The following is a 25,610-nucleotide window of genomic DNA, read 5'->3' on the forward strand; positions in this document are numbered from 1 at the left end:
AATATGATCATTGGATTGACGGGCGGTATCGGCTCGGGCAAATCGACGGTGGCAAAAGCGTTCGAAGCGCTTGGCATCGGCTACGTGGATGCCGACGACGTTGCCCGAGAGATCGTCGAGCCTGATGAGCCGGCGCTTTCAGAAATCGCCGATCATTTCGGCCGGCACCTATTAAAAACGGATGGCAGCCTCGATCGCGCCGCGCTTCGCGAGCGTATCTTCAACGAGCCTTCTGAGCGCGCGTGGCTCGAGTCGGTTACCCATCCGCGCATCCGCCAACGCATTGTCGAACGCTTGCAGGTGCTGAAGCGCCACTCCCCTTACGTGCTGCTCGTCTCGCCGCTGCTGTTCGAATCCGGCCAGGCGGCGCTGGTCGCGCGAACGCTGGTCGTCGATGTTAGTATGGATACCCAGCGCGAGCGAACCCTGCGACGGGATGGCGTTAGCGCCGCACAAATCGAGGCCATACTGGCCGCTCAGCTTTCGCGCGAAGAGCGTTTGGTGCGCGCCGACGATGTGCTGGACAACGATGGCGCCCCGGAGCGACTCAAGGCGCAGGTGGCGGCGCTTGACCAGCGCTATCGCCACATGAGCGAGACGAACTCACCGCAGGAACCAAAGCGTTCGTAAATATTCCAACAGGAAGTTCAATCCGATACCGCGAAAGCGTTTTTACCCAGGAGTTTTATGTCCCCTGCCAACGATTCCCCGTTCGAAGTCGACTGCCCTCAGTGCGCTACCAAAGTGGCTTGGGCGCCGGAAAGCGCCTATCGACCGTTTTGCAGTAAGCGCTGCCAACTTCTGGATTTGGGCGCCTGGGCGGACGAGTCGCATCGTATCGGCGGCGAATCGGCCATGGACGAAGCGGATATCGAAACGCTGCTCGCCCAGGCCGACAAGGATGCGCCGCTCTCATGAGGGGCTTTGCCGATACGGCGCTCTACGCCGGGGCTGCACTCTTCCATGACTAGCCCGGCGCCTGCTGCCTATCATCTTTTCTTCGAGCTGGATGCGCGCTTCGATGAGCTAATGGCGGCGATCGACCACGCAGCGTCGCTTTTCGAGGCTCAGCCGCCGCTTAGCTGGCGACTCGAAACGAACGCCGAGGGGCCCCACTGGTTTCGTCAGGCACTGATGGATATGTGGCACGTTGAAGGTCAGGACGGGCGTGAAACGCGTAATTACATCGCCGTCGTGGCGGCGGATGAACCACTCCTTCTAGCGGTCGAAGAGGTCAATCGGAAGAAAGATGCTATTGGCGAACTAATTGGGCGTATCAAGGCGCTCTCTCCTCACGCGCTATCTGAGGCCAAGAGTAGACTGCCTGCACGCCACCCCCATGTGGACGACATGCTGCGTAAAAGTGGTATGGCGCGCCTTCATTTAAAGCAGTGCTGGCGCCATGTACCGATCGCGCCGGCGCCGGTGGCCAGGGTTCGGCTTGCCTGGTACACCAGCGGGCGCTCGATCAAAAAACTCAGCGTCCGGGATGCTGAAAAAAAGCTTTTGCAGCTCGATACCGACGCACCTCATATTCGGATTCAGCTGCAAAAACTCGCGGGGATCCCCAGTAGTGAAACGCTGGCTCAGGTGCAGGCCCAGGCTCCGCTCATGCGCGCCAATCTGTTTTTTATCGAACCGCTGGAAGATGGCCACACGCGAAGAGCGCATAATATTGCCATGCCGCTGATCGTTCCAAACGTCGAGGCACGTTTGCCGCATATCAAGGCGCCTAATAGCCAGGCGCCCACCGAGCGAACTCGCGCCAAGCGTCGTGATGAAAAGCTCGAGAGCGATCCGTTTCTGCCTAGCCTTCGGATCTATCGCTACCGCTGAGCGCTGCCACGGTAGGTTCGCTGATCGCAGGCGTATCTTCTCTGGACCAAAGACCGCATTCCAGCAGACTTTCAATCAATGCCAGGGCTTTTTTATCGCGGTAGCCTGACTCGATGCACAGCGCTTTCAAGCGCTCCTCGAATTGGCGCTCACGCTCTTGTAAGCGCGTCTGATGCTCTTCCTCTTCCAGATCCTTGAGCGAGCGCACGGGAGGGCCGGTGGGGATATCAAAACGATTGCCTGGACTTTCAAGCTGTCGCAAGGCTTCGGCGAAGGCGTCGTCGAGCTCGCGAAACTTGCGCAGTTTATCGCGTTCATCCACTTGTTTATGAGCCTTTTGATATTTCATTGAACTTGAATTCACACCTTACTTAAGAAAAGAGAGCGTTCTTTATTGGCACTAATTGCTGACTTTAACGGCACTATTTTCATGTGTGCAAAACTCGTCAGCGTCAACCTGAATCAGGTGCCTTGAAACGACAAAAGCTACAAATATTCAAACCGCGGTGAGAGCATGTCCTGCTCTGTATCCACGTAAAGCGTCAGTGAAAAAAGCCAGAAGATAGCCGCTTCATCTTGGCGGGAGGTTGCTCGTTAATACTCGTCGACAAATACTACGAAAGATGCCCGGGTCTGGGACGCCCTCCTGCCCATCGAATACGAGCGCCTACTACTATAGCGCATATATCCGAGTCTGGAAGAACGACATTAATCGAATCACCCTAACGGTGAGCGCTTGAATCATGAAGTCAAAATTTGATGCCATTTTCCGGATTGAGTTCCGTAGACAAGGCTTCGAATATCGCAGTGTCTTAAAACAAGGCAGAGTTGCCGGCAGGAATGCCTAACACACTACTAGACACGTTTACCGCTCATGAACACTGCTACCACCCCGAGAAACAAAAAACCGGCGCCCTCAACGAGGGCGCCGGTCATGTTTTAGCTATCCTGCTGCTCGAGCCAGGATTCTACGGTTTCATCACCGTACTCGTCTTTCCAGCTGCGCAGGCCTTTATGATTGCCGCCACGGGTTTCGATGACTTCACCAGTGTGCGGATTCTTGTACACTTTCAAACGGCGCTTACGGCGATTGCTGGGGGTAGCAGAAGCCTTGGAAGCAGCACTGCTGCCTCGCTGGTCGCTTGACGGGTCAAGCATGGCAATAACATCGGCCGGTTTTTTACCGAACTCGTTCATTAACGCTTCGAGTTTGGATTTAAACTCCAGCTCACTTTTAAGTCGCTGATCGCCTTCCAGACGTTGAAGGTCTTCCTGCAGCTGCTTTAACTGCTGCTCTTTTTGCATGTATTCATTCAGCAATGACATGGGGCTTCCTTGATAAACTATGGCTGGAAAAGCAAAACGTCTTTTAAAGCCGTCTACTTATCGCGAGGCGGCGACATTATTACTTCAATTTCACTAATTGACAATAGTCTAGTCCATTCAAGGACGAATACTAATCGTTTTTTTATATCTACGCTTGAAACTTAACAACTGGTGGTCGTAAAGAGTGCGTCATGGAAAAGATTCAACTCAGCCAAAAAAAAACGCCACCCGAAGGTGGCGTTTTTTGAGATAGAGCCGGAACGATTAGTCCTGACCCATCTGCTGCTTGATCAGATCACCGATCGTGGTAGCACCGCCACCGCCGGTTTCGGAGTCCTGCTCGCGCAGTTTCTTCATGTTCTGACGAGTATCGTCCTGCTCTTTCGCTTTGATCGACAGATTGATCTGACGGCTCTTGCGATCGACGTTCACGATACGCGCTTCAACGCTGTCGCCTTCGTTCAGCACGTTACGCGCGTCTTCGACACGGTCAGCGCTGATTTCAGACGCCTTGAGGATAGCAACAACATCGGTTGCCAGCTCAACGTGCGCTTCTTTTGCATCGACTTCGACAACGCGGCCAGTCACGATGCTGCCCTTGTCGTTGACCGAGAGGTATTCAGCCACCGGATCGGAATCCATTTGCTTGATACCCAGGGAGATGCGCTCGCGCTCCGGGTCGATCGACAGGATAACGGCTTCGGCTTCATCGCCTTTCTTGAAGTTACGAACCGCTTCTTCGCCAGTCTCTGTCCAGGAGATGTCGGACAGATGAACCAGACCGTCGATGCCGCCTTCCAGACCAATGAAGATACCGAAATCGGTGATCGACTTGATGGTGCCAGAAACGCGGTCGCCCTTGTTGTACTCGGCGTTGAAGGTTTCCCACGGGTTAGCGGTGCACTGCTTGATACCCAGGGAAATACGACGACGCTCTTCGTCGATGTCCAGAACCATGACGTCGACATCGTCGCCCACTTGAACGACCTTGGACGGATGGATGTTCTTGTTGGTCCAGTCCATTTCAGAGACGTGAACCAGACCTTCGACACCCTCTTCGAGCTCTGCAAAGCAGCCGTAGTCGGTCAAGTTGGTCACCACGGCGTGCACCTTGGTGCCTTCCGGGTAACGCGCCTTGATGTTGACCCACGGATCTTCGCCCAGTTGCTTGAGACCCAGCGATACGCGGTTACGCTCGCGGTCGAATTTCAGCACCTTGACGTTGATCTCATCGCCCACGGCGACGATTTCGGACGGATGCTTGATGCGCTTCCAAGCCATGTCGGTGATGTGCAGCAGGCCGTCGACGCCGCCGAGGTCGACGAAGGCACCGTAGTCGGTCAGGTTCTTGACGATACCCTTGATCTGCTGGCCTTCCTGAAGCGTGGCAAGCAAAGCTTCACGCTCGGCGCTGTTTTCAGCTTCGAGGACGGCGCGACGCGATACAACGACGTTGTTACGCTTCGGGTCGAGTTTGATGACCTTGAAGTCGAGTTCCTTGTTTTCCAGGTGCGCAGTATCGCGAACCGGACGAACGTCGACCAGTGAACCCGGCAGGAAGGCACGGATGGAGTCAACGTCGACAGTGAAGCCGCCTTTAACTTTACCGTTGATCACGCCCTTGATGATTTCGTCTTTCTCGAAGGCCGCTTCCAGAATCTTCCAGGCTTCAGCACGCTTGGCTTTTTCACGCGACAGGCGCGTTTCGCCGAAACCGTCTTCGACGGCTTCAAGTGCAACGTGAACGTCATCGCCGATGGCGATAGTGAGTTCACCGTTGTCGTCGCGGAACTGTGCCGCGGGGATTTGGCCTTCGGATTTCAGACCAGCATTAACGGTAACCCAGTCACCGTCGATGTCGACAACCTGGGCCGCGACGATGGCGCCCGGCTCCATGTTGATGTCGTTAAGAGACTGTTCAAACAGTTCAGCAAAGCTTTCGCTCATGGTTTTCCTACGTGATCAACGTTGTTGAGGCGTAATGCCTTCTCCGTACCACCAGCGAGTACGGGCCTATGTAACTCAGCTTTCAGGGGTGTTAGCGCTGGTTGGACCTGACCGGGCTCTCGGATATGAACGATCATATGACTTGCCGCCCTGCCATGTCGTGACACCTTCCCAAAAACGCCGCAAGGGAGAATCAGTCTGCGCTTGCAAGCCCTTTTTGGGCCAGCAACTGCGTTAGACGATCAACCACTTCCGGTATACTCAGGCGCGTGGTGTCAAGCGTTACGGCATCGGATGCCGGCTTGAGCGGAGCCACACTGCGCTGCGTGTCGCGTGCATCGCGTGCCTGAATCTCCTTCAAAAGACTCGAAAGACTAGCATCCACGCCGGCGTCCTGCAACTGCCTGAAGCGTCTTCGCGCCCGTTCCTCGGCACTGGCGGTCAAAAATACCTTGACCGGCGCATCGGGGAAAACGACCGTACCCATATCGCGCCCATCCGCCACAAGCCCGGGCGTCTGGCAAAAGTTGCGCTGGCGCTCCAAAAGCCCCTGGCGAACGCCGGGAAGCGATGCCACCTGGGAGGCGCGCTCGCCGGCCTGCTCGGTGCGAATGGCCAGCGTGACGTCTTCGCCTTCCAGTAGCGTACGCGGCGTGCCCTCTTCTACTGGAAACGCGACGTCCAGCGACATCGCCAAGCGTTCGAGGCCGCCTTCGTCGTCCAGCGCCACGCCGTGCTTGAGCGCCGCCTGGGCGGTCAGCCGGTAAAGCGCGCCGCTATCGAGCAGATGCCAGCCCAAGCGTTCGGCGATCAAGCCGCTAATGGTGCCCTTGCCGGCGCCCCCGGGGCCGTCGATGGTGAGAACGGGAACCTCGACATTCACTGGCGCACCTCCTCGGCACTCATGCCGATACGCTCGAGAAGCCCTAGAAAGCCCGGGAAGGAGGTCGCCACATTGGCGCAGTCGTCGATCGTGATTTCGCTGGAGGCGCGCAGCGCCGCCACCGCAAAGGCCATGGCAATACGGTGATCGCCCAGACTATCGACGTTGCCACCGGTGTAGTTGGGCGCCGGTGAATCATCCTGCTGAGCGCCCACGATATCGATACCGTCATTGAGCATCGTGTGCTCGATACCCAGAATCGCAAGACCGTCGGCCATGGCCTGCAGCCGGTCCGACTCCTTGACGCGAAGCTCTTCCGCCTCGCGCAGGCGCGTAGTGCCTTGGGCGTTGGCGGCGGCAATGAACAGCGCCGGAAATTCGTCGATGGCCAGCGGCACCTGCTCGACCGGAATATCGATGCCCGTCAGAGGCGCGTAGCGAATACGAATATCCGCCACCGGCTCGCCGCCTACCTCGCGCTCGTTCTCGAACGCAAGATTCGCCCCCATCAGCGTTAGAATATTGATCACGCCGATGCGCGTCGGATTCATGCCCACGTGCTCGAGGGTAATATCCGACCCCGGGGTGATCGCTGCGGCCACCAAAAAGAAGGTCGCCGAAGAGATATCCGAGGGCACGTCAATGGGCCCGGCGGTCAGGCCGTGGCCGCCTTCCAGCCAGCACGTATCGCCTTCGCGGTGAACCGGGTAGCCAAAGCCATTGAGCATGCGCTCGGTATGATCGCGGGTCGGCGCGGGTTCGCGCACGCGGGTTTCGCCTTCGGCGTAAAGCCCGGCGAGCAGCAGGCACGACTTCACCTGGGCGCTGGCCATCGGCATATCGTAATGGATCCCCTTGAGCGCCGCGCCGCCCTTGATGACGAGCGGCGGGCGCCCGCCGTCGGCGGTCTCGACGGTGGCCCCCATCGCTCTCAACGGGTCCGCCACGCGGCCCATCGGGCGCTTGGTCAGCGATTCGTCGCCAGTGAGTTCGCTATCAAAATCCTGCCCGGCCAAAAGCCCGGCAAACAGGCGCATGGCAGTGCCGGAGTTACCGACGTACAGGGGCCCCGCCGGCGCCTTGAGCCCGTGCAGGCCCACGCCGTGAATGATCACACGCCCCTGGTGCGGGCCTTCGATGGCTACCCCCATTTCGCGAAACGCCTGGAGCGTGGCCAGACTGTCCTCGCCTTCGAGAAAGCCCTTGACCTCGGTTACGCCTTCGGCAAGCGCCCCCAGCATGATGGAGCGGTGCGACATCGATTTGTCGCCGGGCACCCGCAGGCGCCCCTGGGCCTGGCCGCCGGGCTTGACACGGTAGGTAACGCGCGCATGAGAGTGCATATGGTATTCCGCCTGATAGCTTGTTTGACTGAGTAAGGTTCCAAAGTAGCGCCGCGCATGGCTGGCTCGATCGAAGGTGGCGATCAACGCGTCGCTATCGCCGCGCTCGATGGACGTTCTAAGCGTTTTCAGGCCCGCCTCGAAGTCATCGAGCGACGCCAGCACCGCCTCGCGGTTGGCAATGAAGATGTCGCGCCACATGACCGGGTCGCTGCCGGCGATCCGCGTGAAATCGCGAAAACCGCCAGCGGCGTAGCGAAAGATATCGAGGCGCTGGTCCTGACGTGCCAGCGTATCCACCAGCGAGAACGCCAGCAGGTGCGGCAGGTGGCTGGTGCGCGCCAGCACCTGGTCGTGACGCTCGACGCTCATCTCCAGCACCTCGGCGCCGCAGGCTTGCCAAAGCGCGTACACTCGGCCCAGCGCCACGGGATCGGTGTCGGGCTCTGGCGTCAAAATCACCTTGTGGTCGATGTAGAGCGCCGGGTTGGCAGCGGCCACGCCGCTTTTCTCCGAGCCGGCGATCGGATGCCCCAGCACGACATTGGTGGGAAGCTCACCGAACACGCGCTCGACGCAGTCACGAATCACGCCCTTGGTGCTGCCGACATCGGTCACGACGGCGTTGGCCGCCGCACGCTCGAGCCCCGCCTTGAGACGTTCCAGCACCGGCTCCATCGCCAGCACCGGCACCGCCAGCACCACCAGCGAAACGCCATCCAGCAGCGCTTCGAGCTCACGGCCACCGCTGTCGATCAGCCCCATTTCGACGCCGAGCGCGATCTCGCCTTCGTCCGGGTCGCAGGCCAGAATCTCGCCTTCGAAGCCCCTGCTCTTGAGCGCAGCGGCGAGCGAGCCGCCCATCAGGCCAAGCCCGACGATGAGAATGCGCGGCTCATGACACACGCCTGCAACGCTCATCGAAGAGAGCCGCTTTGTCACATGACACCCTGGGGGTAGGAACCCAGTACGCGCAGCTCGAGCGCGCCGCGGCTGACCTCTTCGAGTACCGACGCCACTTCGGGCTCGTCGGTGTGGCCCTTGAAGTCGATGAAGAACACATAGTTCCAGGCGCCGGTGCGTGAGGGGCGCGTTTCGATGCGGGTAAGATCGATACCGTGACGGTGAAACGGCTCGAGCAGATCGTGAAGCGCGCCGGGCTGGTTGCGCATGGCCACCACGACCGAGGTTTTGTCTTCGCCGCAGCTCGGTACGCCTTCGCTGCCGATGATCAAAAAGCGGGTAGAGTTATCCGGCCGGTCCTCTATCTTTTCTGCAATATGGGTCAGCCCGTAGAGTTTGGCCGCCATGTCGCCGGCGATCGCCGCGCTGTGCCACTCGGTCTTGACCAGCTTCGCCGCCTCGGCATTGGAGGCCACCGGCACCCGTTCGGCGTGGGGGAAGTGGGCGTCGAGCCATTTGCGGCACTGGCCAAAGGATTGCGGATGCGAATAAATTCGCGTGACCTTGTCGCGGCGAGTGTTCTCGCTGACCAGCAGGTGGTGATGAATACGCAGGACGACTTCGCCGCAGATCTTGATCGACGAATCGATGAAGGTATCCAGGGTGTGATTGACCACGCCTTCGGTGGAGTTCTCGACCGGCACGACTCCATAGTTGACGGCGCCCGCCTCGACCTCGCGAAAGACTTCATCGATGGCCGCCATCGGCAGACTCACGGCGCTGTCGCCAAAATGCTTGAGCGCCGCCTGCTGGGTAAAGGTGCCTTCTGGTCCGAGATACGCCACCTTGATGGGCTTCTCCAGCGCCAGACACGCCGACATGATTTCACGAAACAGCCGCGCCATCTCTTCGTCGTCCAGCGGCCCTTCGTTGAGCGACATGATCCGGCGCAGCACCTGGGCTTCGCGCTCGGGCCGGTAAAATACCGCGTTCTCATCGTCGGCAAGCTTCACGCGGGCGACCTGCTGAGCGCAGCGGGCGCGCTCGCTGATAAGACGCACGATATCCTCATCGAGCTGGTCGATGCGCTGGCGAAGTTCACCCAAATTGATTGGCGTATCTGACATGGGGTTAGCCTTTTCGTTGTTCGAAATCGTGCATGAAGGCAATCAGCGCGTCCACCGCGGCTTCGGGCACGGCGTTATAAAGACTTGCGCGCATGCCGCCGACACTGCGGTGGCCCTTCAGGTTCAAAAGCCCCGCCGCCTCCGCCTCGCTCAAAAACGCCTTGTCCAGGGCGCTATCGGCCAGTACGAACGGCACGTTCATGCGCGAACGGTTATGTTTGGCGATCGGGTTGGAATAAAAGCCGCTTTCATCGATGGCGCGGTAGAGCTTGTCGGCCTTGCGCTGGTTCAGCGCATCCATGGCGTTTAAACCGCCCATGTCGTTCTTGAGCCAGTCGAACACCAGCCCCGACAGATACCAGGCGTAGGTCGGCGGCGTGTTGACCATCGACTCGGCCTCGGCCAGCGCCTGATAGTCGAACAGCGTCGGCGTCTTCGCCACGGCGTGACCGGCGAGATCCTCGCGCACGATGACCAGCGTCAGCCCCGCCGGGCCGATGTTCTTCTGGGCGCCGGCGTAGATGATGCCGAAGTCGGCCACGTTGGTCGGCCCGGACAAAATGCTGGAGGACATGTCGCACACGAGCGGCACGTCAACGCCGTCGGCGCGCGCAATCGTTGGGACATAGTCGAACTCGAGCCCGCCGATGGTTTCATTGGCGGTATAGTGCAGGTAAGCGGCGGCGTCGCTTATTGAGAGGCTTGAAAGCGGCGGCACTTCGGTATGGCCGTTGGATTCGCTCTCACCCGCTACGTGGCAATCGAACCCTAACCGTTTGGCCTCGGTGAGCGCCTTCTTGCCCCAGATACCGGTCTGAATGAAGTTGGCGCTGCCGCCTCGCCCGAGCAGGTTCATGGGGAGCATGGCGAACTGCATGCTCGCCCCCCCCTGCAGGAACAGCACCCGGTAGTTATCGGGAATGGCCATCAGCTCGCGAAGATCCGCTTCCGCCTGCCTGGCGATTGCGATGAACTCGTCGCTTCGATGGCTCATTTCCATCACCGAGAGGCCGCGCCCCTGGTAGTCGAGCATCTCACGCTGAGCGCGCTCCAGAACGGCGGTAGGCAGGGCCGCAGGCCCTGCGCAGAAGTTATAGTGACGTGTCATCGGCGCTACCTTGCTCTTGCTCACCCTGATTGTCGCCGGCGTTCTCGGCGGTGCTGGCGTCAGCCTCGAGCGCCTCCGCTTCGTCGACCAGCACCTCCTCAGGCTCATCGACGCGCACGGTTTTAACGAGCTGTTCTTCCTTGCCCAAGCGAATCAGCATCACGCCCTGGGTGTTGCGCGAGGTGGTGGAGACCTCCTCGACTCGCGTGCGCACCAGCGTGCCGCGGTCGGTGATCAGCATCATTTCGTCGGCGTCATACACCTGCATGGCCGCCACCAGCGCGCCGTTGCGCTCGCTGGTCTGCATCGCGATCACGCCCTGACCGCCGCGCCCCCTGAGCGGGAACTCCTGAAGACGCGTACGCTTGCCGTAGCCTTTCTCGCTGGCAGTCAGAATGTAGATCTGCCCCTCTTCGATCGGCGTCTCGGCGGCCGCTTCGGGTGCCGCCGATTCATCGTCGCCGTCGTTTTCCTGGTCGATCTGCTGGCTCTTGGGAATGATCAGGCTGATCACTTCCGCGTCGTCGAGCAGGCGCATGCCGCGAACGCCGCGGGCGGTGCGGCCCATAGCGCGCACGTTACCCTCTTCGAAGCGGATCGCCTTGCCGTTGGACGAGAGTAGCATGGCGTGATCGGTGCCCGACGTGATCGCCGCGCCCACCAGGCGGTCATCCTCTTCGAGGTCGATGGCGATCAGGCCCACCGAGCGTGGCCGCGAGAACTGCTCGAGGCTCGTGCGCTTGACGGTGCCCTTGGCGGTGGCGAAGAAGATGTAGTGCTCCGGGTCGTAGTCGCGCACCGGCAAAATCGCGTTGATCGCCTCGCCTTCGTCGAGCGGCAGCATGTTGACCAGCGGCTTGCCGCGTGAGCCACGGCTGGCATTGGGCATTTCGTACACCTTGAGCCAGTACACCTTGCCGCGGTTGGAAAACAAGAGCACGGTGTCGTGGGTCGAGGCGACGAGCAGGTGCTCGATGACGTCCTCGTCCTTCATCGAGGTCGCGGACTTGCCGCGACCACCACGGCGCTGGGCCTGGTAGTCGGACAGCGGCTGGGTCTTGGCGTAGCCGGAGCGCGACACGGTGACGACCATGTCCTCTTCGGCGATCAAGTCCTCCATGGAGAGGTCGAGGTGGCTTGCCTGGATCTCGGTACGGCGGTCGTCGCCGAACTGGTCGCGCACCGCGTGAAGCTCTTCACGGATGACTTCCATCAAACGATCCGGCGAGGCCAGAATCTCGGTCAGCTCGGCAATGCGCTGAAGAATCGCCAGGTACTCGTCGAGAAGTTTTTCGGTTTCAAGCCCCGTCAAACGGTGCAGGCGCAGCTCCAGAATCGCCTGGGCCTGAGCCGGCGATAGCCGATACTCCGTGGCCAGCGTATTGAGGCCAAAGCCTTCGTCGAGATCCTCGGGCTTGCAGGAGGTCGCCCCGGCGCGTTCGAGCATCGCCGTGACCTGACCTGGCTGCCACACCTGTTCGAGCAGCTTCTCCTTCGCCTCGGCGGCGTTGGGCGAGGCCTTGATGAGCTCGATCACCTCATCGATGTTGGAGATCGCAACGGTCAGGCCTTCGAGAATATGGCCACGCTCGCGCGCCTTCTTGAGCTCGAACAGCGTGCGCCGTGTGACGACTTCGCGGCGGTGGCGAATGAACGCCTCGAGCATCTCCTTCAGATTCAGCGTGCGCGGCTGGCCGTTCTCCAGTGCCACCATGTTGATGCCAAAAACGTTTTGAAGCTGAGTCTGGGCGAAGAGGTTGTTGACCACCACCTCGCCGGATTCGCCGCGCTTGATCTCGATGACCACGCGAAGCCCTTCCTTGTCGGACTCGTCGCGAAGCTCGGCGATGCCTTCGATGCGCTTCTCTTTCACCAGCTCGGCGATCTTCTCGATCAGCCGCGCCTTGTTCACCTGATAGGGCAGCTCGGTGATGATGATGTGATCGCGGCCGCTCTTGTCATCGTGCTCGATGGTGTGCAGCGCGCGCACGTAGATGCGCCCACGCCCGGTGCGGTAGGCGTCCAGAATCCCCGCGCGGCCGTTGATGATGCCCGCAGTGGGGAAATCCGGCCCCGGGATGTACTGCATCAGATCGTCGATGGTCAGCGTGTAGTCGTCGATCAGCGCCAGACAGCCGTCGATCACTTCGCGCATGTTATGCGGCGGGATGTTGGTCGCCATACCCACGGCGATACCCGAGGAGCCGTTGATCAGTAGATTCGGTACGCGCGTCGGCAATACCTCGGGGATTCGCTCGGTGCCGTCGTAGTTATCGACCCAGTCGACGGTATCCTTTTCCAGATCCGCCAGCAATTCGTGGGCCAGGCGCGCCATGCGCACCTCGGTGTAACGCATGGCAGCGGCGTTGTCGCCGTCGATCGAGCCGAAGTTACCCTGGCCGTCGACCAGCACATGGCGCATCGAGAAGTGCTGCGCCATGCGAACGATGGTGTCGTAAACCGCGCTGTCGCCGTGAGGGTGGTATTTACCGATGACATCGCCGACCACACGCGCCGACTTCTTGTACGGTTTGTTCCAGTCGTTGCTCAGCTCGTGCATGGCGAACAGCACGCGGCGATGCACCGGCTTCAAACCGTCGCGCACGTCGGGTAGCGCGCGGCCGATGATGACGCTCATCGCGTAGTCGAGGTACGACTGTTTTAGCTCGTCTTCGATATTGACGGGCAATATTTCTCTGGCGATGTCACCCATGAAAGTCAGATCCTTTGCACTGCATTGGCACTGCGAGAGTTGAAAGCGCTTGAAGGCCGCTTGAACGGCCTATCAGAGGCGAACATAGTCGCATGTATCATACCACTGTGTGAGCATCATGGGCAGTCAGAGAGCACGCCAAAGCGTTGACCTGAAAGAACAGTAGGCCCCCAAGGGGTCGTGAAAAAAGCGCGTGGCGGGACACTCAGACGCGCCGAGTCTGAATCGAGCGTGTTAAAAGCGGCCAAAGGCAGTGCTCGGCCGCGGGTAAAACCCGAGAGGCGTTCGCCGATTATTTCAGCGGATCGTGTCCCCAGTTCATTAACGAGTAGCGCCAGCGCGAGGTCTTCTTGTCCTCTTTCTTTGGCGGTTGCTTGAGATGACGCGCCACGTACTGGTTCACCTTCTTCATATGGCTATAGTCGCTATCGGTCAGCTCGTCCTTGTTCTTGCGCTTGATCTCGACGATACGCCGCCCCGACTTGTGCCCGGTCGACTCACCGCCGTCACTATCCCCCACGGATTTGGACTCGTCGGTCTCAAGCCACTCCTCGAGCTCCTTGGGCGCCATGTTGACGGCCTCTCGAAACTCCTTGTAGATCGCTTCCTTGTCATCGCTCATAGCGAATGCCCTTTCCCATCGAGAGTGTTGTCAAGGCGCAGCCATCGCCCGCTGCGCTTGGCCTGGTATCCCGGCGCTCTGGGGCGGCGGGATAGTAAGAGTCTAGCCCCTAAAATCGCAAAAAATGAAAGCGAGTGGGCGACTTAAAGGGCGAACTCGGTTTTGGCCACTCGAATGCGCTTCATCGTCTCGAGAATTTCGCCGTCGATCGTGCTGGCTCGGCCGGCATTCATGTCCATCAGCACGAACGTCAGGTCCGCTTGAGCCACCACCTTGCCGTCGGCACGCAAAATGCGGTGATGGCAAAGCGCGCTGCGCTCGCCGACCTCGATCAAGCCAGTCATTACGGTGAGGTCATCGTTTTGCACCGCGGCGCGTTTGTAATCGATGTTCAAATTGACCACGACGAAAGCGCGCCCGGAATCGTGCATTTCGCTTACGAGCCGCGCGTGCTGATCGAAGTAGGACCAGCGCCCCTCCTCCATGAACTCGAGATAGCGCGCATTGTTGACGTGCCCATAGCCATCCAGGTGATAACCCCGAACGCGAAGGCCGACTCGATTGATCAAAGATGACATACTGACTCCTTATTCGATGTAAAAAACGCGCATTTCGCTTTTGGCAGGCGCCCCGAAGAAGAATAATTATCCGTCTAACGACCGCTTACGCAATCAAACACAAGTTTGAAACGTAGGCAATAAAACCCGGTGCATGCGTGAGGCTGGCAGTCGCGTCGGCGTTTCGCCATAATGTGCCCCCTTTTGGATAGGATTGGTGATATGTGGTTTAAACACCTGCACTTGTATCGTCTGCACGGCGAGGTAGCACCGGATGCCGCGGCACTCGAGCGCGCTCTGGAGCCTTTAGCATCGAGGCCGCTGGGCGGCTCGGATGCTCGCCGGCTCGGGTGGACAGCGCCGGCAGGTCGTTTGGGAAGCGGTCAGCTTCTGCACGAAATTCAAGGTCACCGCCTGTTGTCGGTATTGCGCCAGGAGCGTCTTCTGCCTGCCTCGGTCGTCAAGGAGGAGCTCGATGACAAGGTCGCCGATATCGAAGCCCAGGAGGCGCGCAAGGTTTCCCGAAAGGAGAAGACCGCACTCAAGGAGCAGATCACCGAAGAGCTGATGCCGCGCGCGTTCGTGCGCAGCCAAAAGGTAGATCTATGGTGGGACACGAAAACCAATCTGATCGGCATCAACGCCAGCTCGCGCACCCGCTGCGAAGAGATTCTCGATCTACTGCGCGAGAGCCTGGGTAGCCTCAAGGTCACTCCCGTAAGCTCCGAAACGCTGCCGATTCGCGCGATGACGGCCTGGCTTGGCGACGCCGCCAGCCGCCCGGCGGACATGCAGCTCGGTGATCAGGTCGAGCTCAAGGCCAAGGGCGACGACGGCGTACTGCGCGCCCGCCAGGTCGACCTCGACAGCGACGAGATCCAGCAGCTGTTGGAGAGCGGCCGCCAGGCGAGCAAGCTCGCTCTCGGGCTCGAAGGTCGGCTGAATTTAGTGCTTCACGACGATCTGGCGCTGAAGTCGCTGCGCTTTGGCGACGCGCTGATCGAAGAGGCCGATCACGCCGATGATGGCGACGACGCCCTGGCGCGACTCGAAACCGATTTCATCCTGATGGCGCAGTCGCTTTCTCAGGACATTCCCAGGCTGCTCGAGTGGCTTGGCGGCGAGGCGAAAAAAGAGCCGGACGCCCCGCAAAGCGCTTGATGCGAGTTGAACGGCGCGCGCCGCTGTCCAACGCTTCTCGATTTGGCTCACTCTAATAAACGGATCGCATGACTGACCAACTCCACGCCCCCAACGCCTCGACCGATGATCCCTGGGCCGACATTCGCCCTTACATGGATCACGAGGTGCACGACGTGCTGTCGCGGCTCTCTCACGACAGCGAGCTTCTGGACGCGTTGACCCGGTTCAAGCTGCCCCGATTGGCCAAGTGGGCCCCCGGGGTGGCACGCCTACTCGCCGGGCGCGCCGTGCGCCGCGAGGTCGATAACGTCGCTTCGGTGTATGATTTCCAAATGCGTATCGCAAGCTACATGGAACGCATGATACGCACCACCACCGATGCCTTCGAAGTCACGGGGCTCGAGAAGCTCGACGACGACAGCGCCTATCTGTTCATCGGTAACCACCGCGACATCTCGCTCGACCCGGCCTTCGTCAACTACGCGCTCTACCAGGCCGGACGCGACACGGTGCGTATCGCTATCGGTGACAATCTGTTGAAAAAGCCCTACGTCACCGATCTCATGCGGCTCAACAAGAGCTTCATCGTGCCCCGAAGCGCCCGCGGCAAACGCGCGATGCTGGCGGCCTACCAACAGCTATCGGGCTACATTCGCCACTCGATCACCACGGACAACCACTCGATCTGGATGGCCCAGCGCGAAGGGCGTGCCAAGAACGGTATCGATCGCACCGATCCGGCGATCGTCAAGATGCTCACCATGGCGCGCCGTGGCGACGCCGGCGAGTTCGTTTTCGGCGATGCGATCGCCGAGCTCAAGCTGGTGCCGGTGTCGATCAGCTATGAGTACGACCCTTGCGACGTGCAAAAAGCCCAAGAGCTTTTCGACATCGCTAACAAGGGCAGCTATTCAAAGACCGAGTTCGAGGACATCCGCTCGATCGTTGCCGGCATCACCGGCACCAAGGGGCGCGTGCAGCTGCGCTTTGGTCAGCCGATCGGCGCGGACATGGCGACCCCGGACGAAGTCGCCGCCGAGATCGACCGCCAGGTGATCGGCGGCTACCGGCTGTTCCCGAGCCACTATTTGGCCCTCGAGGCGCTGGGAGAGGCGCCGGAGCTGATCGCCCGCAGCGCCATCAGCCGCGATGATCGCGCAAGGTTCAACGAGCGGCTGGCCTCGGTTTCCGATGAGCTAAAACCCTATTGGCTGGCTCAGTACGCCAACCCGGTCAAACACAAGGCCGGGCGGCTGCGCGTCTAGCCGCAGCGCGTGCCTCATGCCGCGCGTGGCAAAAAGTGCTATGGTCAAGGCATATTCGAAATGGTCAAGGCCTTGTGATGACAAGGCGATAAGGAGCGCATCATGTCCGCATCCGAAATTCAGAAAACCCGCGTGATCAACGAGCTGCGCGGCTTCATACGTAAGCTTTTACAGGACCCGGAAATTCTCACGCAGTCGCTGAACGTGGCGCGCCAGGAGTTCGCCGAAGGCTCGAGCCCGGCGGTCATGGCGCGTATCGCCAACGAGATATCGGGCACCACCAGCGTCCATATTCCCGAAGACCCCGCCGAGCACTCTGAGGCGGACAAGCTTTTTCTAGAGCTTTTAAAGGAAGTGGTACAAGAGGAGCAGGCGCTCTACTGAACCCCTGCTGACCAGCGCGGCCCAACGTGCCGCGACCTGCGGCTTTTTGAGTGCCCCGTTATCGGCGAAGTATCGGCAAAGCGCCCTCTTCGCCGTCTTTATTTGTTACAGGCTAATTGGAACGTCCACGAACCATGTCAAACACTGCCCCGCGCAACATTCTGGTGACCAGCGCTCTCCCCTACGCCAACGGTGACATTCACCTTGGCCACCTGCTCGAGTACATTCAAACCGACATCTGGGTGCGCTTTCAAAAGAGCCGGGGCCAGCGCTGCTTCTACGTGTGCGCCGATGACGCCCACGGCACCGCGATCATGCTGCGCGCCGAGCAGGAAGGCATCACCCCCGAGGCGCTGATCGAGCGAGTGTCGAACGCCCACCAGGCGGACTTCGCCAAATTCGGCGTGGGTTTCGATAACTACCACTCCACCCACTCGGAAGAGAACCGCTACTTCAGCGAGCAGATCTACACCCGCCTGCGCGACAAGGGCCATATCGCCACCCGTGACATCGAGCAGATGTTCGACCCGGTCAAGGGCCTGTTTCTCGCGGACCGCTTCATCAAGGGCACCTGCCCGAAGTGCAAGGCCGACGACCAGTACGGCGACAACTGCGAAAAGTGCGGCGCGACCTACACGCCGGCGGAGCTGATCGACCCGGTATCGGCGATCTCGGGTGCGACGCCAGAAGTGAAAAGCTCCACCCACTACTTCTTCAAGCTGCCCGAGTTCAGCGAGTTTTTGCAGGCGTGGATCAGTGACGGCCACGTGCAGCCGCAGATTCGCAACAAGCTGATGGAGTGGTTCGAATCCGGCTTCAACGAGTGGGACATCTCCCGCGACGCCCCCTACTTCGGCTTCGAGATTCCCGATGCGCCGGGCAAGTACTTCTACGTATGGCTCGACGCGCCGATCGGCTACCTGGCCAGCTTCAAGAACCTGTGCGAACGCGAAGGCATCGATTTCGATAGCTTCTGGGAAAGGGACTCCGAGGCCGAGGTCTACCACTTCATCGGCAAGGACATCGTCTACTTCCACGCCCTGTTCTGGCCGGCGATGCTCCACGGGGCGGATATGCGCACCCCCACCGCGGTGAACTGCCACGGCTTTTTGACCGTCGACGGCGCCAAGATGTCGAAGTCGCGGGGCACCTTCATCAAGGCTGCCACCTACGCCGAGCACCTGAACCCGGAGTATCTGCGCTACTACTTCGCCGCCAAGCTCAGCGCCGGCGTCGACGATCTGGATTTGAATCTCGACGACTTCACCGCCCGGGTCAACTCCGATCTGGTCGGCAAGGTGGTCAACATCGCCAGCCGCTGCGCGGGCTTCGTCAAAAAGCTCGGCGGCGGCACGCTTTCCGCAGACTGCGCCGAGCCGACGCTCGTACAGCGCTTTATCGATGCCGGCGACGACATCGCTCAGGATTTCGAAGCGCGCGAGTTCGGCCGCGCCATGCGTAAAATCATGGAGCTCGCCGACGAGGCCAACACCTACATCGCCGACAAAGCGCCCTGGGCATTGGCCAAGGAGGAAGGCCGCGAGCAGGAGGTGCTGGATATCTGCTCCGTGGGTATCAACCTGTTCCGTCAACTGATGGTGTACCTGGCGCCGGTCGTGCCCGCCATGGCCGTTGAAGCGCAGCGCTTTCTCAAGCTCGAGCGCCTTGACTGGCAAAGCCGCACGGCCGTACTGACCGATCACGCCATCGAGAAATTCAAGCCGCTGATGACGCGCATCGAGCGCGACAAAATCGACGCCATGATCGAGGCATCGAAGGAGGACCTGGTGGAAGAGCAGAAACTCAAGGAAACACCCAAGGGGCCGCTGGCGGAAGAGCCGATCGCCGATGAGATCGGTTTCGACGACTTCGCCAAGGTCGATTTGCGCATCGCGCGGATCGCCAAGGCGCAGTACGTCGAAGGCGCGGACAAGCTGTTGCAGCTCACGCTGGATTTGGGCGGCGAAACCCGCAACGTCTTCTCCGGCATTCGCAGCGCCTACTCGCCGGAGGCGCTCGAGGGTCGGCTGACCGTGATGGTCGCGAACCTGGCCCCGCGCAAGATGCGCTTTGGCATGTCCGAGGGCATGGTGCTGGCAGCAGGCGATAATGAGGGCATCTACCTGATGTCACCGGATAGCGGCGCCAAACCGGGCCAGCGGGTGATGTAACGTGCTCGCCACGCAGTTAATCGATGCCATCGACGCCGAGCTTCCGCAAACCCAGTGCACCAAGTGCGGACATGACGGCTGTCGCCCCTACGCCGAGGCGATTGTCCAGGGCGAAGCCATTAACCGCTGCCCGCCCGGCGGCGATGAAACGCTCAAGCGGCTGGCCGGGCTGACCGGTCGCCCGGTCATTGCGCTGGCCGAGCCGCCCCAGCCCCCGCTGCTGGCGGTGATTCGCGAGGCCGAGTGTATCGGCTGCACCAAGTGCATCCAGGCCTGCCCGGTGGATGCCATTCTCGGCGCGGCCAAACAGATGCATACCGTGATCGAGAGCGAATGCACCGGCTGCGAGCTGTGCGTCGCGCCCTGCCCGGTCGACTGCATCGAACTGATACCCCATCCGCAGTGGCAGGCGGCGTCCACACCCGACGAGCAAACCGATTACCTGGAGCAGCGCGCCCTCAAGGGGCGCTCGCGCTTTATTGCGCGCAACCAGCGCCTGGCCGCCGAGGCCGAGGCCAAAGCGCAGCGCCGCGCCAAACGTCACGCCGCCAGCCCGCCCGCTGTGGCCGCCCCGCAAGCGCCCGAGCTCTCGCCAAGCGCCCTGCGTGCCAGTCGCGCCCGCCAGGCGGCGGCGCTCAAGCGCCTCGAGCGCAAGCTGGCCGCCGAGCAGGATGACGCTCAGCGCCAGGTCGTAGCCGATCAGCTAGCGGCGCAGCGCCAGAAACTGGACGAGCTCGACACCACGCTTGAACGCCTTTCCGGCGTCGCGCCCGCCACGACGACCGAGCCCAACGCCACGCGCCGCCACCAGAAGCGGCTGGCGCTCAAGGCCGCCGAGCAGTCGCTTCGCCACGTGCGCCAGCAGCTCGCTCACGCCAAGCGCCAGCAGGATAGCGCGGCGGTGCGCCAGGTCGAAGAGCAGCTCGATAAGGCCCAGCAGGTGGTCGATTCGGCCCGCGCGGCGCTCGATTCGGAAACGACTCCATGAATGCTCAAAAACGTGCCGAGATCTTCTCCCGGCTTCAGGCGGAAAACCCGCATCCGACCACCGAGCTCAACTGGAGCACGCCCTTCGAGCTTCTGACCGCCGTGCTCCTGTCGGCCCAGGCGACCGACGTTGGCGTCAACAAGGCGATGGCCAAACTCTTCCCCATCGCCAACACGCCACCGCAAATTCTGGCGCTTGGATTGGAAGGACTCAAAGAGCACATCAAGACCATCGGCCTTTACAACACCAAGGCGCAGAATCTGATGAAAACCTGTCAGTTGCTCGTTGAGCGCCATCAGGGCGAGGTGCCCAAAAGCCGCGAGGCGCTGGAGGCGCTGCCCGGCGTCGGGCGCAAGACCGCCAACGTGATCCTCAACACCGCCTTCGGCGAGCCGACCATCGCGGTGGACACGCATATCTTTCGCGTCTCCAACCGCACCGGCATCGCCAGGGGCAAGAACGTGCTGGAAGTGGAGCAAAAGCTCGAGCGCCACGTGCCCCGCACGTTCAAGCAGGACGCTCACCACTGGCTGATTCTGCACGGCCGCTACACCTGTATCGCCCGCAAGCCGCGCTGCGGCAGCTGCCTCATCGAGGATCTGTGCGAATACAAGGAGAAAACCGAGCTCTGACCGCCCCCGGTCATTTCCCCACAATTAATTCGCGGTAGCGCGCCTGCCACTGCGGCCACTCGAACGTCTGAAGGTCGAGCGTTGGTGGTCGGCTTTCCGGAACCTCCAGCCACCCCTTCAGGCGCTCGAAAAGTCCGTCGCGTGTACCGTCGTAACAAAACGCCGCAGGGTAGAGTTCGGGAAAGCAGAGCCGCGCGGGGACCAGCGGGCGAGCGCCGCGCTGGGCGGCCTCCATGATGGCAAGCCCCTGAAACTCGTGCCAAGCGGTCGATACCACGATGCCGCCTTCGTCCAAAAGCGCCTGGTATTGTTGGTATTCGAGCGGCCCCCAGCAGTGGATATGCGCGCCAAGGCGCTCCCTAGCCTCATCAAAAACCGCCGGGGCGTCGCGAAAACGCTGCCCCACCACGGCAAGTTCAAACGAGACGCCTGCTTGGCTTAGTTGGAACAGCACCTCAAAAAAATCCTGCGGGTTCTTGTCGTACTCCCAGCGGTGGTTCCAGATGATTCGATTGATAGACGAACCTGAAGCGGCCTCGCCTGGACGTGCCTCGAGCGGTACCGGGAGAACACGTGCGCGACGCCGTAGCGCCTCCAGCGGCGCGGCAACGGGGAGTTTGTCCGGCATCTTTTTTAGAAACGCCTTCGCGCCGTCGATGAAGGAATCACGATTGAAGGCGGTGTTGAACGCGACCTCGTCGGCGGCCAGCGCCGAGTAGAGATTGACCATCATCGCCTCGACGGGCGGGCGCTGCGCGCTCGAACTCGGATAGGCAAACTGGTTTTCGTGGAAGTAGACGATCTTGCGCGCCTGCCCCAGGTGCGGAAAAAGCCCGATGAGCGTGGCCAGGTCCACCATCGAGGTAGCGAGTACGACGTCAAACGCCTGACTCAAGGTGGCGTGCTCCCTGAGCCACCAGCTCAGCGGATTGCCGCGAATACGCCACGCGAAATGACGCGGCGTAAGGCTTAGCCGCACCCACTCGATATCGTCCAGCCGCGCCGTCAATTGATCCGCCCAGTAGCGGTGGCTAACCGCCTCGTACGCCGAGAGTAGCAGTACCCGCATGCCCTGTCCTATTGACTAACGCTTTTAAAAGAGGCGGGATTATAGCAATCCTCGATGCGCCCCGCTTTCAAGCAATCACCGGCGGATTTGCACCAAGGTCGCCTAGGCGCAAGGCGCCTATCTACTTAAACTTCATTTTCAAAGCCCTGATGGGAATCGAGGCCTATCGCTATATCGAACCACTCAAAAGGCGTGATGTTGCACACTCCGGTTACGGCTCTACCCCGTCGCCGGGCGTTTGGCCTTTCCAGGAGTAAACGCCATGCGTAAAGGGCTGCCCACGCCGCAATGGCTCGTAGGCCTTTGGCTGTTACTGGGAGGCATAAGCCTCGCAGGCGGCGCCATTTTCGCAGCGTGGCTCGACAGTCGCCTGGCGCTGGAGCCTGCTGCCAGGCTTTTAATGTGGCTTTGCGCACTTTCAGGTGGAGCGACGCTGCTGGCGGTTGGGTATCTGCTCGAGCGTTATCTCTTCAAACCGCTGCGTACGCTGCATGCGGAGCTGGGTAAACTGATCGCCCATCCGGACAAACCCATCGATGCTCCCGGCGGCTGGCTCGAAAGCCTGGGCCCGGACCTTTGTCAGATTGCCAGACGCTGGAGAGACGACCGCGAACGGTTAAAGAACGCCCACCGAGACGGAGCGCGAGAAGCCGCGCGAATCCGTCAGGAGTTGGAAGGCCTGATCGAGCGTTTACCAACCCCCGTACTGCTTTTCGATCAGCACGGCAGATTGCTACTTTTCAACCCGGCGGCCAGCGCGCTTTTCCCCTCGCCGTTCAATTTGGGCCTGGGCAAGGAGCTCAAGCACCTTCTGCCCGACCCGGTACTGGCCGCACGTTTTAATGCGCTAGTTGAAGCGATGGATGCGGACGACACCTTTTCGCGCGACGTCCTGACCAGCGCTTTTGAGCGGACGATATCGGTCAGCCTGACCCGACTTTCCTCTACGCCTTGCGAGATTCTAGTGACACTCAAGGACGTTACGCGCGTCTGGCAAAACGAGCTGGGCGTTAGAAAACGCCTGACGCTGACGCTTGATTCGCTCGAGCAAACCGTGCCGGCGTCGTCACTTTCCACACTCAGAGAGCTTTGGCACCATAGTGAGTTGGTCAACGAGCGCCTGAGCTCGATCTGGTCCAACGCGTTCTGGCATACCCTGGATGAGCAGTTAAATCCCTCGCTCAAACTGATCACGCCGATCGGGGTACCGGGCTGGTTCAAGGGCCACGCGCCGTCGCTGATCGCGCTTTTCGATTTACTGGTGACCCAGCTGCACGGCCAACTGCCTCAATGCCGCTTCGAGGGCTCGCTGGTTCATGAGGAAAAAGGCGTTTGGCTAGCTTTCATCTGGCAAGGGGGGGCCATCGAGCAGACACGACTAAATCAGTGGCGAAACGCGGTGATCGACTCACTTCCGCTTTCGCCCACGGTGGGCGACATTCTTGGACTCCATGGCAGCGAACTTTGGAGTGAACAGGACGCGGATGGTGTTCACGCGCGCCTTTGCGTATCGCTTAAAAGCTCGACGCGCCAAAGCGCTCCAGACCCCGATATTGCCTCACGGCCCGAGTTTCATGACTTCGATATCGCCCGCCTGGCGCCGCCCCAAACGCCGCTTTCCGAGCGCGCGCTGGATCAACTGGCTATCGTTGCCTTCGATACCGAAACGACCGGGCTCGACCTTCGCGGCGCCGATACGCTATTGAGTCTTGGCGCCTGTCGTATCGTCAATAACCGGCTGCTGGCAAGGGACGTGTTTGAGCGCTACATCAACCCAAAGCGCGCTATCCCCGCCGCGAGTACGGCCATTCACGGCATTCGCGATGAAGACGTGCGCGATGCTCCCGCCGCAAGCGTGGTACTTGAAGCGTTTGAAACCTACGCTCGCGAAGCGGTGCTTTTGGCCCATAACGCCTCGTTCGATCTGCTCGCACTGAGCCAGGCAGGTAAGCGTCTCTCCCATCCGATACTGGATACCCTGCTGATATCCAAAGCGCTGGACAGTGCTCTGCCCGGCCACGATCTCGAATCCCAGGCAAAACGCTATGGTCTATCGATTCCTCCAGGGGCTCGCCACACCGCTTTGGGGGACGCCCAGCTAACCGCCGAACTGTGGCTTTCGATGTTGCCGCGTCTCAAGGCGCGCAAAATTCTCACACTCGATCAACTATTGGCTTTTCAAGCCAGCGCTCTGGACCGCCGTGATGGCAGCTTGTAGACACACATCAACTGTCGTTTTAGGCATAAGCCGTTTACACTAAAGCAATCATTATTTTCTTAAGCACAGTGATGTGACTATAACCAGATTAATATAAATTAATTTGACGCTCCAACTCCCTGCAAACTCGGAATGCACTCATCGAATGAACAGTGACACACTCGCGGAGGCTAGTAAAAACTATACGATTGCCCTGCAACCCATCGTTGACGGTCAACTTCGCCATGTCGCAGATGAGCTTCTTTATCGCGGCCACTTTGATGCCACCGCAGCCAGTATCGATGACGATGTCAAGGCAACCGCCCGCGCCTGCTCCGTTGCAATTTACGAAATTGGATTAAAAAAACTTTGTGGCGCGCGCAAACTGTTTGTCAACGTCTCGGAGCAGTGGCTGCTCAACCCCGACTTGCACGCCTTGCCTGCCAATCAGGTGGTACTGGAAATTCTTGAATCGACGCGCCCGACCCAGGAGGTCAAAAAGGCGCTGGAGCGGTTAAAAGCGCAAGGCTACACCCTGGCGATCGACGACTTTCAAACACAGGAAGATCACCAATCGCTGTTGGAATACTGCGATATCGTCAAGCTGGATATTTCATCCGATATCACCCATGAGATGATCAAATCACTTCAGCAACAAAAACTGACGCTACTGGCCGAGCGCGTGGAAACGCGTGAGGAGTTCGAGCATTTCAAGGCGTTGGGAGTGACGCTTTTTCAGGGCTATTTTTATGAGCGGCCAACCGCTCAAAAAACTCGCTATGTTCGTCGCTCGTCGCCAAAGGCCAACCTGCTTCGCCTGATTGCCAAGCTCTACAAGCCGGAAATCAATATGCAGGAGATCAGGTCGTTGGTCGCGCAGGACCCTTACCTGGTGGAAGCCGTATTGAGACGCGCCAACTCGGTTTGGCACGCGCTTGCAAAGCCCTCCTACAAGTTGAGTGATTGCATTCAGCTTCTGGGGGTCAACGAGCTTAGAACGATGGTGACGATTATTCTTTTTGCCAATAACAGTCCGGCCAACAAGCTCAACCTGATCAAGGGCTTGACCAAGGCACTGGCCTGCGAGCAGGTAGCGAAAAGCAGGCACATGGATGACGAAGAGGGGTTTATCATCGGACTCTTGTCGCACATGCCGGTGATTCTGAATATCGATCTGGACACGTTGATGAAAGAGCTCAACCTCGGCGGCAGCTTTTGGCGCACCCTGATCACGCGAGAAGGTCATTTCGGCGCGATGCTCAACGACGTCGAATCAGCCGAAAGCGGTATCAAACTGGAAGGCCTGCCGGATTCATTGATACTAAGCGCTGCCGCGCGCGCACGATCACTGATCGACAATACGCTCGTGTTATACCGACAGCATTAGGACTCGACC

22 protein-coding genes are annotated in these 25,610 nt (G+C 60.0%); 11 read left to right on the top strand and 11 right to left on the bottom strand.

All coding sequences use genetic code 11. From position 1 onward, the window contains the following. Window positions 1–3: 3 nt before the first annotated feature. From coaE to RN347_RS08385, 3 genes are read left to right on the top strand one after another with little or no spacing between them, the layout of a single operon-like run. Window positions 4–630, top strand: coding sequence for a dephospho-CoA kinase (coaE, locus tag RN347_RS08375; protein ID WP_311960805.1), 627 nt, complete (start codon window positions 4–6; stop codon window positions 628–630). A gap of 57 nt (window positions 631–687) precedes the next feature. Then, complete coding sequence (gene yacG / locus RN347_RS08380) at window positions 688–918, top strand: DNA gyrase inhibitor YacG (RefSeq protein WP_263587236.1); 231 nt, start codon at window positions 688–690, stop codon at window positions 916–918. A gap of 45 nt (window positions 919–963) precedes the next feature. Continuing rightward, a complete protein-coding gene (locus RN347_RS08385; protein ID WP_311960806.1) occupies window positions 964–1,836 on the top strand; it encodes a DNA replication terminus site-binding protein in 873 nt (290 codons plus the stop codon). Here the strand turns inward: RN347_RS08385 and RN347_RS08390 are convergent. The 10 genes from RN347_RS08390 to RN347_RS08435 form a co-directional block, all read right to left on the bottom strand. Then, window positions 1,808–2,158: a hypothetical protein gene (locus tag RN347_RS08390; RefSeq protein WP_311960807.1), complete on the bottom strand. Its 351-nt coding sequence runs from the start codon at window positions 2,156–2,158 to the stop codon at window positions 1,808–1,810. The genes RN347_RS08385 and RN347_RS08390 overlap by 29 nt on opposite strands. 617 nt (window positions 2,159–2,775) lie before the next feature. Beyond that, window positions 2,776–3,162 (bottom strand): histone-like nucleoid-structuring protein, MvaT/MvaU family, encoded by a 387-nt coding sequence (locus RN347_RS08395; RefSeq protein WP_263587233.1) that lies wholly within the window; start codon window positions 3,160–3,162, stop codon window positions 2,776–2,778. A gap of 264 nt (window positions 3,163–3,426) precedes the next feature. Next, entirely contained in the window at window positions 3,427–5,109 is a 1,683-nt protein-coding gene (gene rpsA, locus RN347_RS08400) for a 30S ribosomal protein S1 (protein ID WP_252108694.1), read from the bottom strand. Between the two features lie 193 nt (window positions 5,110–5,302). Next, complete coding sequence (cmk, locus tag RN347_RS08405) at window positions 5,303–5,992, bottom strand: (d)CMP kinase (protein WP_263587232.1); 690 nt, start codon at window positions 5,990–5,992, stop codon at window positions 5,303–5,305. Further along, on the bottom strand, window positions 5,989–8,256 hold the full coding sequence (locus tag RN347_RS08410; protein WP_311957878.1) for a bifunctional prephenate dehydrogenase/3-phosphoshikimate 1-carboxyvinyltransferase: 2,268 nt from the start codon (window positions 8,254–8,256) through the stop codon (window positions 5,989–5,991). Before RN347_RS08410 ends, cmk begins: the two co-directional genes overlap by 4 nt. Before the next feature lie 17 nt (window positions 8,257–8,273). Then, a complete protein-coding gene (pheA, locus tag RN347_RS08415) occupies window positions 8,274–9,365 on the bottom strand; it encodes a prephenate dehydratase (protein ID WP_263587230.1) in 1,092 nt (363 codons plus the stop codon). Between the two features lie 4 nt (window positions 9,366–9,369). Next, window positions 9,370–10,473, bottom strand: a complete 1,104-nt coding sequence (gene serC / locus RN347_RS08420; protein ID WP_311957879.1) for a 3-phosphoserine/phosphohydroxythreonine transaminase — start codon at window positions 10,471–10,473, stop codon at window positions 9,370–9,372. After that, entirely contained in the window at window positions 10,457–13,186 is a 2,730-nt protein-coding gene (gyrA, locus tag RN347_RS08425; RefSeq protein WP_263587228.1) for a DNA gyrase subunit A, read from the bottom strand. The genes serC and gyrA overlap by 17 nt, the downstream gene beginning before the upstream one ends. Before the next feature lie 292 nt (window positions 13,187–13,478). Continuing rightward, complete coding sequence (locus RN347_RS08430) at window positions 13,479–13,808, bottom strand: DUF3140 domain-containing protein (RefSeq protein ID WP_263587227.1); 330 nt, start codon at window positions 13,806–13,808, stop codon at window positions 13,479–13,481. Window positions 13,809–13,951: 143 nt separating this feature from the next. After that, a complete protein-coding gene (locus RN347_RS08435) occupies window positions 13,952–14,386 on the bottom strand; it encodes a thioesterase family protein (RefSeq protein WP_311957880.1) in 435 nt (144 codons plus the stop codon). Between the two features lie 201 nt (window positions 14,387–14,587). On the opposite strand from RN347_RS08435, the gene RN347_RS08440 reads away from it, so the two are divergent. From RN347_RS08440 to nth, 6 genes are all read left to right on the top strand, one after another. Next, a complete protein-coding gene (locus RN347_RS08440) occupies window positions 14,588–15,526 on the top strand; it encodes a recombination-associated protein RdgC (protein WP_263587225.1) in 939 nt (312 codons plus the stop codon). Between the two features lie 68 nt (window positions 15,527–15,594). After that, complete coding sequence (locus tag RN347_RS08445; RefSeq protein WP_311957881.1) at window positions 15,595–16,773, top strand: 1-acyl-sn-glycerol-3-phosphate acyltransferase; 1,179 nt, start codon at window positions 15,595–15,597, stop codon at window positions 16,771–16,773. A gap of 102 nt (window positions 16,774–16,875) precedes the next feature. Further along, a complete protein-coding gene (locus RN347_RS08450) occupies window positions 16,876–17,157 on the top strand; it encodes a hypothetical protein (RefSeq protein WP_263587223.1) in 282 nt (93 codons plus the stop codon). A 134-nt stretch (window positions 17,158–17,291) separates the two neighbouring features. Beyond that, window positions 17,292–19,328: a methionine--tRNA ligase gene (gene metG, locus RN347_RS08455; RefSeq protein ID WP_263587222.1), complete on the top strand. Its 2,037-nt coding sequence runs from the start codon at window positions 17,292–17,294 to the stop codon at window positions 19,326–19,328. A 1-nt stretch (window position 19,329) separates the two neighbouring features. Further along, window positions 19,330–20,316, top strand: coding sequence for an RnfABCDGE type electron transport complex subunit B (locus RN347_RS08460; RefSeq protein ID WP_311957882.1), 987 nt, complete (start codon window positions 19,330–19,332; stop codon window positions 20,314–20,316). Next, complete coding sequence (gene nth, locus RN347_RS08465) at window positions 20,313–20,948, top strand: endonuclease III (protein WP_263587220.1); 636 nt, start codon at window positions 20,313–20,315, stop codon at window positions 20,946–20,948. The genes RN347_RS08460 and nth overlap by 4 nt, the downstream gene beginning before the upstream one ends. A 10-nt stretch (window positions 20,949–20,958) precedes the next feature. On the opposite strand, the gene RN347_RS08470 is transcribed toward nth, so the two are convergent. Then, window positions 20,959–22,017 carry a DUF3524 domain-containing protein gene (locus RN347_RS08470; RefSeq protein ID WP_311957883.1) on the bottom strand — a complete coding sequence of 353 codons (1,059 nt, stop codon included), beginning with the start codon at window positions 22,015–22,017 and terminating at the stop codon, window positions 20,959–20,961. A 262-nt stretch (window positions 22,018–22,279) separates the two neighbouring features. Between RN347_RS08470 and RN347_RS08475 the strand changes: the two genes are divergently transcribed. Both RN347_RS08475 and RN347_RS08480 read left to right on the top strand, forming a co-directional pair. After that, window positions 22,280–24,235 carry an exonuclease domain-containing protein gene (locus RN347_RS08475; RefSeq protein WP_311957884.1) on the top strand — a complete coding sequence of 652 codons (1,956 nt, stop codon included), beginning with the start codon at window positions 22,280–22,282 and terminating at the stop codon, window positions 24,233–24,235. 145 nt (window positions 24,236–24,380) lie between these two features. After that, the gene (locus RN347_RS08480; protein WP_311957885.1) at window positions 24,381–25,601 is read left to right on the top strand and encodes an EAL domain-containing protein; all 1,221 of its coding nucleotides are present in this window, start codon (window positions 24,381–24,383) and stop codon (window positions 25,599–25,601) included. Window positions 25,602–25,610 lie beyond the last annotated feature (9 nt).

Origin of the sequence: Halomonas sp. PAMB 3264 (assembly GCF_031954245.1) — a bacterium.
Classification (GTDB): domain Bacteria; phylum Pseudomonadota; class Gammaproteobacteria; order Pseudomonadales; family Halomonadaceae; genus Vreelandella.

Bases quoted from the DNA above. Each gene is read 5' to 3' on its own strand.
- coaE (WP_311960805.1), top strand. From the start codon at position 4: ATGATCATTGGATTGACGGGCGGTATCGGCTCGGGCAAATCGACGGTG.
- yacG (WP_263587236.1), top strand. From the start codon at position 688: ATGTCCCCTGCCAACGATTCCCCGTTCGAAGTCGACTGCCCTCAGTGC.
- RN347_RS08385 (WP_311960806.1), top strand. From the start codon at position 964: ATGACTAGCCCGGCGCCTGCTGCCTATCATCTTTTCTTCGAGCTGGAT.
- RN347_RS08395 (WP_263587233.1), bottom strand. From the start codon at position 3,162: ATGTCATTGCTGAATGAATACATGCAAAAAGAGCAGCAGTTAAAGCAG.
- rpsA (WP_252108694.1), bottom strand. From the start codon at position 5,109: ATGAGCGAAAGCTTTGCTGAACTGTTTGAACAGTCTCTTAACGACATC.
- RN347_RS08410 (WP_311957878.1), bottom strand. From the start codon at position 8,256: ATGAGCGTTGCAGGCGTGTGTCATGAGCCGCGCATTCTCATCGTCGGG.
- pheA (WP_263587230.1), bottom strand. From the start codon at position 9,365: ATGTCAGATACGCCAATCAATTTGGGTGAACTTCGCCAGCGCATCGAC.
- serC (WP_311957879.1), bottom strand. From the start codon at position 10,473: ATGACACGTCACTATAACTTCTGCGCAGGGCCTGCGGCCCTGCCTACC.
- gyrA (WP_263587228.1), bottom strand. From the start codon at position 13,186: ATGGGTGACATCGCCAGAGAAATATTGCCCGTCAATATCGAAGACGAG.
- RN347_RS08430 (WP_263587227.1), bottom strand. From the start codon at position 13,808: ATGAGCGATGACAAGGAAGCGATCTACAAGGAGTTTCGAGAGGCCGTC.
- RN347_RS08435 (WP_311957880.1), bottom strand. From the start codon at position 14,386: ATGTCATCTTTGATCAATCGAGTCGGCCTTCGCGTTCGGGGTTATCAC.
- RN347_RS08440 (WP_263587225.1), top strand. From the start codon at position 14,588: ATGTGGTTTAAACACCTGCACTTGTATCGTCTGCACGGCGAGGTAGCA.
- RN347_RS08445 (WP_311957881.1), top strand. From the start codon at position 15,595: ATGACTGACCAACTCCACGCCCCCAACGCCTCGACCGATGATCCCTGG.
- RN347_RS08450 (WP_263587223.1), top strand. From the start codon at position 16,876: ATGTCCGCATCCGAAATTCAGAAAACCCGCGTGATCAACGAGCTGCGC.
- metG (WP_263587222.1), top strand. From the start codon at position 17,292: ATGTCAAACACTGCCCCGCGCAACATTCTGGTGACCAGCGCTCTCCCC.
- nth (WP_263587220.1), top strand. From the start codon at position 20,313: ATGAATGCTCAAAAACGTGCCGAGATCTTCTCCCGGCTTCAGGCGGAA.
- RN347_RS08470 (WP_311957883.1), bottom strand. From the start codon at position 22,017: ATGCGGGTACTGCTACTCTCGGCGTACGAGGCGGTTAGCCACCGCTAC.
- RN347_RS08475 (WP_311957884.1), top strand. From the start codon at position 22,280: ATGCGTAAAGGGCTGCCCACGCCGCAATGGCTCGTAGGCCTTTGGCTG.
- RN347_RS08480 (WP_311957885.1), top strand. From the start codon at position 24,381: ATGAACAGTGACACACTCGCGGAGGCTAGTAAAAACTATACGATTGCC.